General features: G+C 65.4%; 1 protein-coding gene. It reads left to right on the top strand.

All coding sequences use genetic code 11. The features are described from left to right. Nucleotides 1–67: 67 nt before the first annotated feature. Nucleotides 68–491: helix-turn-helix domain-containing protein (locus tag ABE505_RS17080; RefSeq protein WP_346445854.1), on the top strand; the 424-nt coding region annotated here is incomplete at its 3' end.

The following is a 491-nucleotide window of genomic DNA, read 5'->3' as shown; positions in this document are numbered from 1 at the left end:
TAGCGGGGAGTCCTTTGCCAGCCACCGTTACGCTTGATGCCTGATTCCAGGGCGCAAGGGTGAGGGGATGTTCGACCGGAAGACGATCAAGAGGCTGGGCGGGTGGGAAGGTTATCGGGTGGAGCGCATCGCGTGGCCCGAGGGCGGCAGCCGGACCGTGACGATCTACCTCAAGCCCACCGCCCGCATGATGTACTGCCAGCACTGCGGCAGTCGGTGCCGGCAGGTGCATGAGACGACTGCGCGGCGAGTGCGCGACCTACCGCTGATGGCACTTCAAGTGCGATTGTTGGTGCCGCGCCGGCGCGTCTGGTGCGACCAGTGCGGCGGTCCGCGACTGGAAAGGCTGAGCTGGCTGGGGCGCTACCAGCGGGTGACCGACCGGTTGGCCGAGGCGGTCAGCCAGCTGCTTGAATCCAGCAACATCCTGGCTGTTGCCCGCTTTTTCCAACTGGGTTGGCACACGGTCAAGGCGCTCGATAAGGCCCAGT

The sequence above is a fragment of the Luteimonas sp. TWI382 genome, from assembly GCF_039674545.1.
Classification (GTDB): domain Bacteria; phylum Pseudomonadota; class Gammaproteobacteria; order Xanthomonadales; family Xanthomonadaceae; genus Luteimonas.
The sequence above is the reverse complement of the archived record's forward strand: the minus strand, read 5'-3'. Positions and strand labels throughout refer to the sequence as shown.